13 protein-coding genes are annotated in these 15,290 nt (G+C 50.3%); 8 read left to right on the top strand and 5 right to left on the bottom strand.

What is annotated here, in order from left to right:
• Positions 1-121 precede the first annotated feature (121 nt).
• Positions 122-664, top strand: a complete 543-nt coding sequence (gene zapC, locus AACS80_RS01570) for a cell division protein ZapC (RefSeq protein ID WP_064528385.1) — start codon at positions 122-124, stop codon at positions 662-664.
• On the opposite strand, the gene ycbX is transcribed toward zapC, so the two are convergent.
• On the bottom strand, positions 661-1,770 hold the full coding sequence (gene ycbX, locus AACS80_RS01575) for a 6-N-hydroxylaminopurine resistance protein YcbX (RefSeq protein WP_130260788.1): 1,110 nt from the start codon (positions 1,768-1,770) through the stop codon (positions 661-663). The genes zapC and ycbX overlap by 4 nt on opposite strands.
• 242 nt (positions 1,771-2,012) lie before the next feature.
• Between ycbX and rlmKL the strand changes: the two genes are divergently transcribed.
• The 6 genes from rlmKL (at position 2,013) to rmf (ending at position 10,126) form a co-directional block, all read left to right on the top strand.
• Positions 2,013-4,121 carry a bifunctional 23S rRNA (guanine(2069)-N(7))-methyltransferase RlmK/23S rRNA (guanine(2445)-N(2))-methyltransferase RlmL gene (rlmKL, locus tag AACS80_RS01580; RefSeq protein WP_064528388.1) on the top strand — a complete coding sequence of 703 codons (2,109 nt, stop codon included), beginning with the start codon at positions 2,013-2,015 and terminating at the stop codon, positions 4,119-4,121.
• A gap of 11 nt (positions 4,122-4,132) precedes the next feature.
• Entirely contained in the window at positions 4,133-6,040 is a 1,908-nt protein-coding gene (locus AACS80_RS01585) for an ABC transporter ATP-binding protein (protein WP_135409796.1), read from the top strand.
• A gap of 204 nt (positions 6,041-6,244) precedes the next feature.
• Positions 6,245-7,498, top strand: coding sequence for a membrane integrity-associated transporter subunit PqiA (pqiA, locus tag AACS80_RS01590; RefSeq protein ID WP_138183631.1), 1,254 nt, complete (start codon positions 6,245-6,247; stop codon positions 7,496-7,498).
• A gap of 4 nt (positions 7,499-7,502) precedes the next feature.
• The gene (gene pqiB / locus AACS80_RS01595) at positions 7,503-9,143 is read left to right on the top strand and encodes an intermembrane transport protein PqiB (protein WP_130205377.1); all 1,641 of its coding nucleotides are present in this window, start codon (positions 7,503-7,505) and stop codon (positions 9,141-9,143) included.
• Positions 9,140-9,703 carry a membrane integrity-associated transporter subunit PqiC gene (pqiC, locus tag AACS80_RS01600; RefSeq protein ID WP_130222099.1) on the top strand — a complete coding sequence of 188 codons (564 nt, stop codon included), beginning with the start codon at positions 9,140-9,142 and terminating at the stop codon, positions 9,701-9,703. Before pqiB ends, pqiC begins: the two co-directional genes overlap by 4 nt.
• Positions 9,704-9,958: 255 nt before the next feature.
• The gene (gene rmf / locus AACS80_RS01605; protein WP_000828648.1) at positions 9,959-10,126 is read left to right on the top strand and encodes a ribosome modulation factor; all 168 of its coding nucleotides are present in this window, start codon (positions 9,959-9,961) and stop codon (positions 10,124-10,126) included.
• A 69-nt stretch (positions 10,127-10,195) separates the two neighbouring features.
• Here rmf and fabA read toward each other — a convergent pair whose 3' ends face one another.
• On the bottom strand, positions 10,196-10,714 hold the full coding sequence (gene fabA / locus AACS80_RS01610) for a bifunctional 3-hydroxydecanoyl-ACP dehydratase/trans-2-decenoyl-ACP isomerase (protein WP_000227926.1): 519 nt from the start codon (positions 10,712-10,714) through the stop codon (positions 10,196-10,198).
• 68 nt (positions 10,715-10,782) lie between these two features.
• Positions 10,783-12,543, bottom strand: a complete 1,761-nt coding sequence (locus AACS80_RS01615; RefSeq protein ID WP_135409797.1) for an AAA family ATPase — start codon at positions 12,541-12,543, stop codon at positions 10,783-10,785.
• Between the two features lie 185 nt (positions 12,544-12,728).
• On the opposite strand from AACS80_RS01615, the gene matP reads away from it, so the two are divergent.
• A complete protein-coding gene (matP, locus tag AACS80_RS01620; RefSeq protein ID WP_135409798.1) occupies positions 12,729-13,181 on the top strand; it encodes a macrodomain Ter protein MatP in 453 nt (150 codons plus the stop codon).
• Between the two features lie 74 nt (positions 13,182-13,255).
• Here the strand turns inward: matP and ompA are convergent, their stop codons facing one another.
• Together ompA and sulA are read right to left on the bottom strand one after the other, a co-directional pair.
• Positions 13,256-14,308, bottom strand: a complete 1,053-nt coding sequence (ompA, locus tag AACS80_RS01625) for a porin OmpA (protein ID WP_064528817.1) — start codon at positions 14,306-14,308, stop codon at positions 13,256-13,258.
• A gap of 356 nt (positions 14,309-14,664) precedes the next feature.
• On the bottom strand, positions 14,665-15,174 hold the full coding sequence (gene sulA / locus AACS80_RS01630; RefSeq protein ID WP_064528402.1) for an SOS-induced cell division inhibitor SulA: 510 nt from the start codon (positions 15,172-15,174) through the stop codon (positions 14,665-14,667).
• Between the last annotated feature and the right edge of the window lie 116 nt (positions 15,175-15,290).

Consider the following 15,290-nt stretch of genomic DNA (forward strand, 5'->3'; position numbering starts at 1 on the left):
TGGTTGTTTTATATTCATTGCTGTTACTTATTTAGACATTTTGTACTTTTCTTGTTGAGGTTATTAAGCGAAGCAACAATGGAATATGTTGCAGTGGATTTATAGGGTAGAGGAGAAGCATATGCGAATTAAACCAGACGATAATTGGCGTTGGTATTATGATGAAGAGCATGATCGAATGATGCTTGATTTAGCCAATGGCATGCTATTTCGCTCACGTTTTGCGCGCAAGATGTTGACACCAGACGCCTTTTCTCCTGCGGGATTCTGCGTTGATGACGCCGCGCTCTATTTCTCGTTTGAAGAAAAATGCCGCGACCTTAACTTATCAAAAGAACAAAAAGCTGAACTGGTGCTTAATGCGCTGGTGGCAGTTCGTTATCTCAAACCGCAAATGCCGAAAAGCTGGCATTTTGTTTCTCATGGTGAAATGTGGTCGCCAGTGCCGGGTGATGCAGCCTGTGTCTGGTTAAGCGATACCAATGAACAAGTCAGCCTTCTGGTTGTTGAATCTGGTGAAAATGCCGCGCTGTGCCTCCTTGCGCAGCCTTGTGTTGTCATCGCTGGTCGCGCCATGCAACTGGGTGACGCCATCAAAATTATGAATGACAGGCTGAAACCTCATATGAGTTATGACAGCTTCAGCCTTGAACAGGCCGTTTAACCTTTCAGTTTCAATGCAGTCTTCGGTACACAACTACAGCAAAGAATTGTCCCGTCGTCGCTCATAGCTGATTTTTTCAGCGGGGTGACTTCGCCTTCCAGAAGCTGAACTCGACAACTTCCACATATGCCCGCGCGACAAGAATAGGGGATCCGAATCCCTTGATTTTCTAATTGTTCTAACAATACCTGTTGATTATTACCGCGAAATGCCAGTCCTTGCCAGTCGATATCTACATTCGCATCCATTTGCTGCTTTGTCGGGAGAGTATCGTCTGCGGCTGCCGCGCCGTAGATTTTCGCCGGTGCAGTAGCAAGAATTTCCACTGCATCACCAACACGAACAACGCCACTATTGCGGGCAATTAAATTCTGACCAAAATCGACATCGCCATTATCCTGGGCAGTACGGAAGGATTGCAGCGTTTTTAACGGTTCGCCTGCCGGATGCTTTTGTCCTTTTTCCGGGCTGACAGTGGTGAAAATGCAGCGGCTGCAGGGCTTTACCACGTCAAACACCACATCGCCAATGCGAATCACTTTCCAGGTATCTTCTTCCCAGGCTGCCGCGCCGGAAACCACCAGATTGGGGCGAAATTGCTCCATTTTTACACTTGCCGGGCAGCGTTGCTGCACATCACGCAGTGAGGCTTCATTAGCGAGCAGATACGGATAGCCATCAGCAAACGACAAGGGTACAGTGTTATGGCGTTTTACGCGCCGTGTCATCTGCGGTCCTACCCAGCGCAATTGCACTTCACGGGAGAAAAAGCCGCTTAACCATTTGTTGATCTCATCTGGCGCAATGCGTGCAGTAAAATGGTTACCCCACACTTCGGTTGGCGCGTCCTGCATAGCGAAATCAGCAAAACGGATGTATGCGCTGCTGCCATCTGGCGCGGTGAGATGTAAGCCGTCATGCACGGGCGAAGGGGTAAATCGCACCATCTGCGGAAACTGGCGGGCAGTAATAAACCTACCGTCAGGTTCTGTGACCATAAAGGTGCGATCGAAGGCCAGACCGCTGACATCAGCCAGAGCATGTGTCAGACCGATGCCGCGCATCGATTTAACAGGATGAATAAAAAGCCGGGTTAATGTCGTCACGGTGCGGTCCTCAAATGAAAATAAGCCCTCAACTTTATGACATGACGCGCTTATTAGCTATAATGCGCAACAATTTTCTTAGTGCCTATCCCGTTAGGCTATTTTATTTGTCAGTTTAGCCCTGGGCAGTACTCGAAATCCTCACGTACTGGTGTACGTTCCGGTTTCTCCATGCTGTCCATGTCCAAACTGACTGCAACAATTACGCCTACTGCGGTAGGCCTTAGAGTAAAAGTGACGATATGAATTCTCTGTTTGCCAGTACGGCCCGTGGGCTGGAAGAGCTGTTAAAAACTGAACTCGAAAACCTGGGGGCCGTTGAATGCCAGGTGGTTCAGGGTGGGGTCCATTTCAAGGGCGACACGCGGCTTGTTTACCAGAGCCTGATGTGGAGTCGCCTGGCCTCGCGTATTATGTTGCCGCTGGGCGAGTGCAAGGTTTACAGCGACTTAGACCTTTATCTCGGCGTTCAGGCGATCAACTGGACAGAGATGTTTAATCCTGGCGCGACCTTTGCTGTCCACTTCAGCGGTCTGAATGACACTATCCGCAACAGCCAGTACGGCGCGATGAAAGTCAAAGATGCGATCGTTGATGCTTTCACCCGTAAGAATTTGCCGCGTCCGAATGTCGATCGCGATGCGCCGGATATCCGCGTGAACGTGTGGCTAAATAAAGAAACCGCCAGCATCGCTCTCGATTTAAGTGGTGATGGTTTGCATTTGCGCGGCTATCGCGATCGTGCTGGTATTGCGCCGATCAAAGAAACTCTGGCGGCGGCAATTGTGATGCGTTCCGGTTGGCAGCCAGGAACACCGCTGCTCGATCCAATGTGTGGTTCTGGTACGTTGCTGATTGAAGCGGCGATGCTGGCGACCGACCGCGCACCGGGCTTGCACCGCGGGCGTTGGGGCTTTAGCGGCTGGGCGCAACATGATGAAGCTATCTGGCAAGAAGTAAAAGCGGAAGCGCAAACCCGCGCCCGTAAAGGTCTGGCTGAGTACAACTCTCATTTCTACGGTTCCGACAGCGATGCGCGGGTGATTCAACGTGCGCGCACCAACGCCCGTCTTGCGGGGATTGGCGAACTGATCACTTTTGAAGTGAAAGATGTCGCGCAATTGACCAATCCGCTGCCAAAAGGACCGTACGGTACAGTGTTGAGCAACCCGCCTTACGGCGAACGTCTGGACAGCGAACCGGCGCTGATTGCGCTGCATAGCCTGCTGGGCCGAATCATGAAAAACCAGTTCGGCGGCTGGAATCTCTCTTTATTCAGTGCCTCGCCGGATCTGTTAAGTTGCCTGCAGCTGCGTGCAGACAAACAGTACAAAGCGAAAAACGGTCCATTAGACTGCGTGCAGAAAAATTACCACGTTGCCGAAAGCACTCCAGACAGCAAACCGGCAATGGTGGCAGAAGACTACGCCAACCGTCTGCGTAAGAACCTCAAAAAATTCGAGAAGTGGGCGCGTCAGGAAGGCATTGAATGCTACCGCCTGTACGACGCCGATCTACCGGAATACAACGTTGCCGTTGACCGTTATGCCGACTGGGTGGTGGTGCAGGAGTATGCGCCGCCGAAAACCATTGATGCGCACAAAGCGCGTCAACGTCTGTTCGATATTATCGCGGCGACCATTTCGGTACTCGGGATTGCGCCAAACAAACTGGTGCTGAAAACCCGTGAACGCCAGAAGGGCAAAAATCAGTACCAGAAACTGGGCGAGAAGGGCGAGTTTCTTGAAGTTACCGAATATAACGCTCACCTGTGGGTGAACCTGACGGATTATCTTGATACTGGTTTGTTCCTCGATCACCGTATCGCTCGTCGTATGCTCGGTCAGATGAGCAAAGGCAAAGATTTCCTCAACCTGTTCTCCTATACCGGTAGCGCCACTGTGCACGCGGGATTAGGCGGCGCGCGCAGCACCACTACGGTGGATATGTCGCGTACCTATCTGGAGTGGGCAGAACGTAACCTGCGCCTTAACGGCTTAACCGGTCGTGCGCACCGCCTGATTCAGGCCGACTGCCTGGCGTGGTTACGTGAAGCAAATGAACAGTTCGATCTGATATTTATCGATCCACCAACCTTCTCTAACTCGAAACGAATGGAAGATGCGTTTGATGTTCAGCGCGATCATCTGGCGCTGATGAAAGATTTGAAACGTCTGCTGCGTGCTGGTGGGACGATCATGTTCTCGAACAACAAACGTGGCTTCCGTATGGATCTCGATGGACTGGCAAAACTAGGACTGAAAGCACAAGAAATTACGCAAAAAACGCTCTCCCAGGATTTCGCCCGTAACCGCCAGATCCACAACTGCTGGCTGATTACCGCAGCCTGAAAGGAATAGTAATGTCATTAATCAGTATGCATGGCGCATGGCTGTCGTTCAGCGACGCGCCGCTTCTCGATAACGCAGAACTGCATATCGAAGATAACGAACGTGTTTGTCTGGTGGGCCGTAACGGCGCAGGCAAATCGACGTTAATGAAAATCCTTAACCGTGAACAGGGGCTGGATGACGGTCGCATTATTTACGAGCAAGATTTGATCGTTGCGCGTTTGCAGCAGGATCCACCGCGTAACGTTGAGGGTAGCGTTTATGATTTTGTTGCCGAAGGCATTGAAGAACAAGCGGAATACCTGAAACGCTATCACGATATTTCGCGCCTGGTGATGAACGACCCGAGCGAGAAGAATCTCAACGAACTGGCGAAGGTTCAGGAACAGTTGGATCACCACAACCTGTGGCAACTGGAAAACCGCATCAACGAAGTGCTGGCGCAGCTTGGGCTGGATCCTAACGTCGCGCTGTCGTCGCTTTCCGGCGGCTGGTTGCGTAAAGCCGCATTAGGGCGAGCGCTGGTGAGTAATCCGCGCGTGTTGCTGCTCGACGAACCGACAAACCACCTGGATATTGAAACCATCGACTGGCTGGAAGGTTTCCTGAAAACGTTCAGCGGTACGATTATTTTCATCTCCCACGACCGTTCATTTATTCGCAATATGGCGACGCGTATTGTCGATCTCGATCGCGGCAAACTGGTCACCTATCCGGGTAATTACGACCAGTATTTGTTGGAAAAAGAAGAAGCTCTGCGCGTGGAAGAACTACAAAATGCCGAGTTCGATCGCAAACTGGCACAGGAAGAAGTGTGGATCCGTCAGGGGATCAAAGCACGCCGTACCCGTAATGAAGGCCGCGTGCGTGCGCTGAAAGCAATGCGTCGCGAGCGTGGCGAACGTCGCGAAGTGATGGGTACTGCAAAGATGCAGGTGGAAGAGGCCAGTCGCTCCGGTAAGATCGTTTTCGAAATGGAAGACGTGTGCTACCAGGTTGACGGCAAGCAACTGGTGAAAGATTTTTCTGCCCAGGTACTGCGTGGCGATAAAATTGCCCTGATTGGTCCGAATGGGTGCGGCAAAACCACGTTGCTGAAACTGATGCTTGGTCAACTTCAGCCGGACAGCGGACGCATTCACGTCGGCACTAAACTGGAAGTCGCCTATTTTGACCAGCACCGCGCGGAACTCGATCCCGACAAAACGGTGATGGATAACCTTGCTGAAGGTAAGCAAGAGGTGATGGTTAACGGTAAACCGCGCCATGTACTGGGCTATTTACAGGACTTCCTGTTCCATCCGAAACGGGCGATGACGCCGGTGCGCGCGCTTTCTGGCGGGGAACGTAACCGTCTGCTTTTGGCGCGTCTGTTCCTGAAACCCAGTAACTTACTGATCCTCGACGAACCGACCAACGATCTCGATGTTGAAACGCTGGAACTGCTTGAAGAGCTGATTGACAGCTACCAGGGTACAGTATTGCTGGTTAGTCACGATCGTCAGTTTGTTGATAACACCGTAACAGAGTGCTGGATCTTCGAAGGTGGCGGCAAAATTGGCCGTTATGTCGGCGGTTATCACGACGCGCGCGGACAGCAAGAACAGTATGTGGCGTTAAAACAGCCTGCGGTGAAAAAAAACGAAGAAGTAGCTGCGCCGAAAGCAGAAACTGTAAAACGCAGCAGTAGCAAACTAAGCTATAAATTGCAGCGCGAATTAGAACAGTTACCGCAACTGCTTGAAGATTTAGAAGTAAAACTGGAAGCCTTACAGGCGCAGGTGGCAGATGCCTCTTTCTTCAGCCAGCCACATGAGCATACGCAAAAAGTGCTCGCTGATCTGACTGCCGCTGAACAGGAACTGGAGCAGGCATTTGAACGTTGGGAGTATCTTGAAGCGTTAAAAAATGGTGGCTGATCGCTAATCAGTTAAGTGAAAAGAGAGACTGCTGATAACGGCCAAATTGCCTGATGCGCTACGCTTATCTGGCCTGGGTGGAAACGTCAATTTATTGTGTTTCCACGAGCTCCCTGAGCGGATAATGCGGTAGTTCAGCATCCGGCATTAAAAGCGAGTGCTATGTCAGCATTCTGTAGAATAGCGCATCATTAAGGAGTACCAATGTGCGAACATCATCATGCCGCGAAGCACATCCTGTGCTCGCAGTGTGACATGCTGGTGGTTTTACCCCACCTTGAGCATGGTCAGAAGGCGGCATGTCCTCGGTGTGGCACAACGTTAACCGTTGCGTGGGATGCCCCTCGACAGCGTCCTACCGCTTATGCGTTGGCTGCACTGTTCATGCTGCTGCTGTCCAACCTGTTCCCTTTTGTCAATATGAACGTTGCGGGGGTAACCAGTGAGATTACGTTGCTGGAAATCCCGGGCGTACTGTTTTCCGAGGACTATGCCAGCCTCGGTACTTTTTTCCTGTTGTTTGTGCAACTGGTCCCCGCGTTTTGCCTGATTACTATTTTACTGTTGGTTAATCGCGCGGAAATACCTGTTCGTTTAAAAGAACAACTGGGGCGGGTACTTTTTCAGCTTAAAACCTGGGGAATGGCGGAGATTTTCCTTGCCGGTGTGTTGGTCAGTTTTGTCAAACTGATGGCTTACGGCAGCATTGGCGTGGGCAGTAGTTTCATTCCCTGGTGTTTATTTTGTGTGCTGCAATTACGCGCCTTTCAGTGCGTTGATCGCCGCTGGTTATGGGATGATATTGCCCCGATGCCAGAGCTTCACCAGACGCTGAAACCGGGCATAACGGGAATACGCCAGGGGCTGCGCTCTTGCTCATGCTGTACGGCAATTCTTCCTGCCGATAATCCCGTGTGTCCGCGCTGTGGCACCAAAGGATATGTTCGACGCAAAAACAGCCTGCAATGGACGTTGGCACTGCTTTTTACGTCGATCATGTTATATCTCCCGGCGAACATCTTACCCATTATGGTGACCGATTTTTTAGGCTCTAAGATGCCGTCGACCATTCTCGCCGGGGTCATCTTATTATGGAGCGAAGGCTCTTATCCGGTTGCCGCCGTCATCTTTTTAGCCAGTATCATGGTGCCAACTTTAAAGATGATCGCAATAGCCTGGCTGTGCTGGGATGCGAAAGGGCACGGCAAGCGTGATAGTGAAAGAATGCATTTGATTTACGAAGTTGTTGAGTTTGTAGGCCGCTGGTCAATGATTGACGTTTTCGTGATAGCGGTGCTCTCGGCGCTGGTGCGTATGGGAGGCTTAATGAGTATTTATCCGGCAATGGGTGCATTAATGTTTGCTTTAGTCGTCATTATGACAATGTTTTCTGCGATGACGTTTGATCCACGTTTGTCGTGGGATCGTCAATCTGAACCAGAGCATGAGGAGTCCTGACAGTATGGAATCTAATAGTGGGGAAGCCAAAATCCAGAAAGTGAAGAACTGGTCCCCTGTGTGGATATTTCCCATCGTTACGGCACTCATCGGGGCCTGGGTACTTTTTTATCATTACAGTCATCAAGGGCCGGAAGTTACCCTGATCACTGCTAATGCGGAAGGAATAGAAGGCGGCAAGACTACCATTAAAAGTCGTAGCGTGGACGTCGGTGTGGTCGAAAGTGCCACGCTGGCTGATGATTTAACGCATGTTGAAATCAAAGCGCGTCTCAACGCCGGTATGGAAAAACTGCTGCACAAAGATACTGTCTTTTGGGTAGTGAAACCACAAATTGGTCGTGAAGGCATTAGTGGCCTTGGTACGTTGCTTTCCGGTGTGTATATCGAGTTGCAACCGGGGGCTGCAGGCAGCAAGCAAACAAAATATGATTTGCTTGATTCTCCACCGTTGGCCCCACCAGATGCCAAAGGGATCCGTGTCATTCTTGACAGTAACAAAGCTGGGCAGCTCACGGCGGGAGATCCCGTGCTGTTTCGTGGTTATCGCGTAGGGTCGGTTGAAACCAGCACCTTCGATACCCAGAAGCGTAATATCAGCTATCAACTGTTCATCAATGCGCCTTATGACCGCCTGGTAACGAGCAACGTTCGCTTCTGGAAAGATAGCGGCATAGCGGTGGATCTGACCTCGGCGGGGATGCGCGTAGAGATGGGGTCATTGACGACGTTGCTAAGTGGTGGTGTCAGCTTTGACGTGCCTGAAGGACTGGACTTGGGACAGCCGGTTGCGCCAAAAACGTCATTCGTTTTGTATGATGATCAGAAGAGTATCCAGGATTCACTGTACACAGATCACATTGATTATCTGATGTTCTTTAAAGATTCGGTACGCGGTCTGCAACCTGGCGCGCCAGTGGAATTCCGCGGTATTCGTCTCGGTACGGTAAGCAAAGTGCCATTCTTTGCGCCGAATATGCGTCAGGTCTTTAACGATGATTATCGCATTCCAGTCATGGTGCGTATTGAACCAGAACGACTGAAAATGCAGCTAGGTGAAAATGCTGATGTGGTAGAACACCTGGCCGAATTGCTGAAGCGCGGTTTACGCGGTTCACTGAAAACCGGGAATCTGGTCACGGGAGCGCTGTACGTCGATCTGGACTTCTATCCAAATGCTCCGGCAATTACCGGTGTGCGTGAGTTTAATGGCTATCAAATAATCCCGACCGTTAGCGGTGGTCTGGCGCAAATCCAGCAACGTCTGATGGAAGCGTTGGATAAGATTAACAAACTGCCGTTGAACCCGATGATTGAACAGGCGACCAGTACGCTGTCGGAAAGTCAGCGCACGATGAAAAACCTGCAGACTACGCTGGATAGTATGAACAAGATCCTTGCCAGTCAGTCGATGCAACAGTTGCCGACGGATATGCAGTCGACACTGCGCGAATTGAATCGTAGCATGCAGGGCTTCCAGCCGGGTTCCGCAGCTTATAACAAGATGGTTGCGGATATGCAGCGTCTTGATCAGGTATTGCGTGAACTGCAACCGGTTCTGAAAACGCTCAACGAGAAGAGCAACGCGCTGGTATTTGAAGCGAAGGATAAAAAAGATCCAGAGCCGAAGAGGGCGAAACAATGAAAAAGTGGCTAGTGACGATAGCGGCGCTGTGGCTGGCCGGATGTAGCTCCGGTGAAATTAACAAAAACTATTACCAATTACCTGTGGTGCAGAGCGGTACGCAAAGTACCGCCAGCCAGGGTAACCGCCTGCTATGGGTAGAGCAGGTCGTTGTTCCTGATTATCTGGCGGGGAATGGTGTGGTTTATCAAACCAGTGATGTGAAGTATGTGATTGCCAATAACAATCTGTGGGCCAGCCCGCTGGATCAACAGTTGCGCAATACTTTGGTCGCTAACCTGAGTGCGCAACTGCCCGGTTGGGTCGTAGCTTCCCAGCCTTTAGGAAGCACCCAGGACACGCTTAATGTGACAGTGACGGAGTTTAATGGCCGTTACGATGGTAAGGTGATTGTGAGTGGCGAGTGGCTACTAAACCATCAGGGACAACTGATAAAACGTCCGTTCCGTGTGGAAGGTGTGCAGAATCAGGATGGCTACGATGAAATGGTCAAAGTGCTGGCCAGTGTCTGGAGTCAGGAAGCCGCGACTATTGCGCAAGAGATAAAGCGTCTACCTTAATTATAAAGATTTGTAAATATAACCGTCTCCGGCATGTAGCCTGAGGCGGTTTTTTTGTTTATAAGCCATGGAAAAACTTGTTCCGCTTCACATTTTTTGTACAACCGACATGCCCGTGTAGCTCACAAATATGGCAGTGGCGTGAATTTTGCGCATTGACGGCAGTTATGATTCGCGGTATTGCTTAACTGTGATTGCACATTTAGTAATCACTGTTTTCTTTTCCACCAGAAACCAGTATGAGGGAAACGAGGCATGAAGAGACAAAAACGAGATCGCCTGGAACGGGCACATCAACGTGGTTATCAGGCCGGCATCGCCGGACGCTCAAAAGAAATGTGTCCCTATCAGACGCTGAATCAAAGGTCACAATGGCTGGGAGGCTGGCGAGAAGCCATGGCGGACAGGGTAGTAATGGCCTGATTCTGTCTCTTTAAAAAGAAACCTCCGCATTGCGGAGGTTTCGCCTTTTTATACTCTGTCTGATTAAAATCAGAATGCAGACGTATCCTGGAACAGACCTACTTTCAGGTCGTTGGCGGTATAGATCAAACGACCATCAACCAGCACTTCGCCATCCGCCAGGCCCATAATGAGACGACGGTTAACAATGCGTTTAAAGTGAATACGATAGGTCACTTTTTTCGCCGTCGGCAGCACCTGGCCTGTGAATTTCACTTCGCCAACGCCCAGGGCGCGGCCTTTACCTTCGCCGCCCAGCCAGCCGAGGTAGAATCCTACCAGCTGCCACATCGCGTCCAGGCCAAGGCAGCCCGGCATTACCGGATCGCCGATGAAGTGGCAACCGAAGAACCACAGGTCCGGATTAATATCCAGCTCTGCTTCTACATACCCTTTGTCGAAGTTACCGCCCGTTTCAGTCATTTTGACCACACGGTCCATCATCAGCATGTTCGGTGCTGGCAATTGTGGGCCTTTAGCACCAAACAGTTCACCGCGACCAGAGGCAAGAAGGTCTTCTTTTGTATAGGATTCGCGTTTATCTACCATGTTCTCTGTAAGCCTTATTTTATTGAAGCACGCAGGATAGCTAACACGTGTACGCTGAACAAGTCCGATCAGTTCGGAATAAACCAGTTCAGCCAACGTAGTGGCCACGGAAAACGGTGACGCCCTTCCTGTTGCGATGCTTGCGCGATACGTTCCTGGATAGTTTGCATCAGCGTCGTCTGGCCTTCGCCATCCCACACCAGATTTAATAATAACGGCAGTGCATCAGTCACATCGTCCACTGCCCAGATGGTGAATTTGCCTTCCTCTACCGCCTTCACCAGTTCACTGTGGAGACTTAAATGGCGAACGTTAGCGCTGGGGATAATCACACCTTGCTTCCCACTTAACCCACGCTGCTGGCAGATAGCAAAGAAGCCTTCGATTTTCTCATTCAGACCGCCCACAGGCTGGGCGCGACCAAACTGATCCACTGAACCTGTAATAGCGATACTCTGATTCACCGGGACATCAGCAAGGGCGCTGATCAGAGCGCAGAGCTCGGCCATTGATGCGCTGTCACCATCCACTTCACTGTAAGATTGCTCAAAGGTCAGTGACGCCGAGAAAGGGATCTGTTGCTCAAGCTGAAGTTCCGACATCAAAAACGCCTGCATGATCATCATCCCTTTAGCGTGAATGTTGCCGCCAAGCTCCGCTTTTCGTTCGATGTCGGTGAATTCACCATCGCCAATATGCACAACGCAGCTAATGCGAGAAGGTTCGCCAAATGCGCGTGGATGGCCTGGAAATTCAATGACCGAAAGGGCGTTAATTTGCCCGATGCGTTCACCTTCGGTTTCAATCAGGATCTGCTCTTGAAGGATTTCATCCTGCATGCGCTCGGCGAGGAAACCTTCGCGCCATTCCCGCTGCTGTAGCATTAAGTTTAGCTGCTCGCCAGAGAAGGTATCACCTTCGCACAATGAAGCGACCTCTTTACACTGGCGGAGGATCCACTGCGGACTAAGGGGCAGCGTTTCTTGCTCACCGGTATAGCGTACTGCTTCGCGGATAAGCACCGGCCAGGCGTCGGCACCTGGCGCTGGCAAGTGGTTAAGTCTGGCAATAAAAGTCACCCAGCGACACCACTGGCGTACGGATTCGGTATCGACTATCTGCAGAGTATCTTCAAATTCGCTATAGATCGCTTGTTCAGACAGTTCTGGCTCCATCTCCTGGAAATCGGCCAATGAATCGCGTTCGCCTACCAGAATGACTTTCAGCTTCAATGGCATTGAAGGTACAGAGACGGGAAGAGGGCGCGACTCATCAAATGCTACCCAATCGAAGCGTTCGCGGTTGACGATGTTCTTCAGACGCATCCACAGCAGTGGCTGGGCCAGCAGTGTACGCAAGGAGATAATCAAAATGCCGCCATTGGCCTGATGTACCAGTCCTGGCTGCAAGGTAATGTCGCCATTAAACTGGCGCAAACAGCCAAAAAGCTGTTCGGCTTCAGCCCAGTCAGCAGTAACAACCTGGGTTAAGGTCGCAAAATTATCGTCAGTGCTAACTGCGTTCCGTAAGCGTATGGTGTGGCCGGAAATCTCATAGTGAGCGCCCATCAGTTGGCCTGCATCGCTTTGTAGCGTGCGTGCAGCATCGGCTATAAGATTCAGATAATCGGATTCTTCCGGCGCTTTTGCCAGTATAAAAGAGGATGATGCCCGCGCGTGCAGCAACTGCTCAAGCGCAAATTGCAGTCGCGGTTGAGTGTCACTGAATAAAGGATCGTTTTCGTCAATCAAATGTGGCTGTGCGAATACTTCCTGATAGCTTTCGGTATCAGGAATCAGGTCACGCCATGCAAGTTTCGTAATGGTCAAAGTCGATGTTTTTTAGTCTGTTGTCAAAGGCGCGATTATACCGTAACCGGCACTGCAGCACACGTAGAAAGCACCGACAAAAGTCCCGGCATGCGCGTTAAAGCTCACAGGACAGAGATTCTTTTCATCACGCAGGTAAAAAGCTGATATTCTGTAAAGAGTTACACGGTAACATTGAGATCGCTATGAAATATCAACAACTTGAAAATCTTGAAAGTGGTTGGAAATGGAAATATCTGGTGAAGAAGCACCGTGAAGGTGAGTTGATCACCCGTTACATAGAGGCCAGTGCCGCCCAGGAAGCCGTCGATGTGTTGCTATCGCTGGAGAACGAACCTGTACTCGTAAATGGCTGGATTGAAAAACATATGAATCCAGAGCTGCTTAATCGCATGAAACAGACGATTCGGGCCAGACGAAAACGGCACTTTAATGCGGAGCATCAGCATACGCGCAAGAAATCTATCGATCTGGAATTTATTGTCTGGCAAAGGTTAGCAGGGCTTGCGCAACGTCGCGGTAAAACGCTATCCGAAACGATTGTCCAGCTGATTGAAGATGCGGAAAACAAAGAGAAGTATGTGAATAAAATGTCTTCTTTGAAGCAGGATTTGCAGGCATTACTTGGTAAGGAATAACTGGCGAAGGTCATTTACTTTACTACAGATGAAAAAAAACCCCGCAGTAGCGGGGTTTTTTATTAGACGAGAACTTAAGCCTGCGGCTGAGTTACAACGTCTTTGATGCCTTTAACTTCGATCTCTACGCGACGATCCGGAGCCAGGCAGTCGATCAGAGCAGCACGCTGTTTCACGTTGTCACAGGTGTTGCCAGTAACCGGGTTGGATTCGCCCATACCACGTGCGGAGATCTTGTCAGACGGGATACCTTTGGAGATCAGGTAATCAACGACGGACTGAGCACGACGCTCGGACAGACCCTGGTTGTAAGCGTCAGAACCGATGCGGTCAGTGTAACCCAGAACAACTACGGAACCGTCTTTCGGATCCAGGTTGCTCAGCTGGCTGTACAGCTGATCCAGAGCAGCCTGACCTTCCGGTTTCAGGGTTGCTTTGTTGAAGTTGAACAGAACGTCAGACTTCAGAGTGAAGTGCTTGGTCTGTACTTCCGGTGCCGGAGCTGGAGCCGGAGCAACTACTGGAGCTGCTTCGCCCTGACCGAAACGGTAGGAAACACCCAGGCTCAGCAGACCGTTGTCCGGACGAGTACCGATGGTGTTAGCGTCACCGATGTTGTTGGTCCACTGATATTCCAGACGGGTAGCGATTTCTGGAGTGATCGCGTATTCAACACCGCCTGCGAATACCGGAGAAACGCCGGTGTCGTGGTCTTTAAAGGATGGGCCACCAGGTACGTTAGCCTTGGTGTCTGCGCGCCATACCATACCACCCAGACGAGTGTAGATGTCCAGATCGTCAGTGATTGGGTAACCCAGTTTAGCGGTCAGCTGAACGCCCTGAGCTTTGTATGCGCCGTTGATGTTGTCGCCTTTGTACGGCATACGACCTAACCAGTCGTAACCCATTTCAAAGCCAACATACGGGTTAACCTGGTAACCACCAAAAGCACCTGCACCCAGTTGGTTTTCGTGGGTCGGACCATTGTTAGGAATGAAACCAGTGTCATGGTACTGGGACCAGCCCAGTTTAGCACCAGTGTACCAGGTGTTATCTTTCGGAGCGGCCTGCGCTACGGTAGCGAAACCAGCCAGTGCCACTGCAATCGCGATAGCTGTCTTTTTCATTTTTTGCGCCTCGTTATCATCCAAAATACGCCATGAATATCTCCAACGAGATAACACGGTTAAATCCTTCACCGGGGGATCTGCTCAATTGTAACTCTGCCGATAAATTCGGCTTATGCCGAGCACCCCTGGCGATGTAAAGTCTACAACGTAGTTGAAAACTTACAAGTGTGAACTCCGTCAGGCATATGAAAAAAAAGACTTGTATAAGGTGCGTTTAACCTTTTTTGTTAACGATACTTTACAGGATAAAATCGCGGAAACCGCTTCAGACAAGCCTCCACAAGTAAAATTAGTGACAAGTGAAAGCGTCTACGGGTTAACAAAAAAAGTTCCAGGATTAATCCTAAATTTACTTAATGATACAAATTTGAGTGAATTTTTAGCCCAGAAAGTTGTCTCGTGGCGTGAGAGTGTGTGCTTACTGGACGCATAATAAACCCCATTGCGTTACCTTCATTGGCGGCATCAACAAGATCAGCATGCTCTTCTTCTGTCAGATCGTCTGCCAACCAACCGATCACTACGCTGTAATTTCCCGTACGCAAAGCACGAACCATCGATTCCACGGTGTGACAAGGGGAAAGCTGGCTTATCTGCATCACCTTAGTTAAGGGTAGTCCCGCTGCCTGAACCCATTCACGACTTAGTTTTTGTTGCGGCGTTAACCAAAGTTGCCAACGCGATTGTTGGCCGAGTTGCTGTAATAATGGCAAAAGCAGGAGTTGCGTCATCATGGGCTGATCTTCGCGATAGACAACTTCACTAATTAGCCCGGCTGTAGTGTTTTCCGTAGAGACACGCGCAATTTTGCTTGCTGTGGAGGAGAACATCGAAGAACGATTTGCGTAGCCTGAAGTGTACATAATCAATCCAGCCCTGTGAGTTACTGTATGGATATACAGTACATCCAGTGACAACAAAGATCAACACAAATTTCGGAAAGAGCCTCGCAATTTTTGTCGTTGGTGACCTGAAAACT

The sequence above is a fragment of the Escherichia sp. E4385 genome (assembly GCF_963883145.1).
GTDB lineage: Bacteria > Pseudomonadota > Gammaproteobacteria > Enterobacterales > Enterobacteriaceae > Escherichia.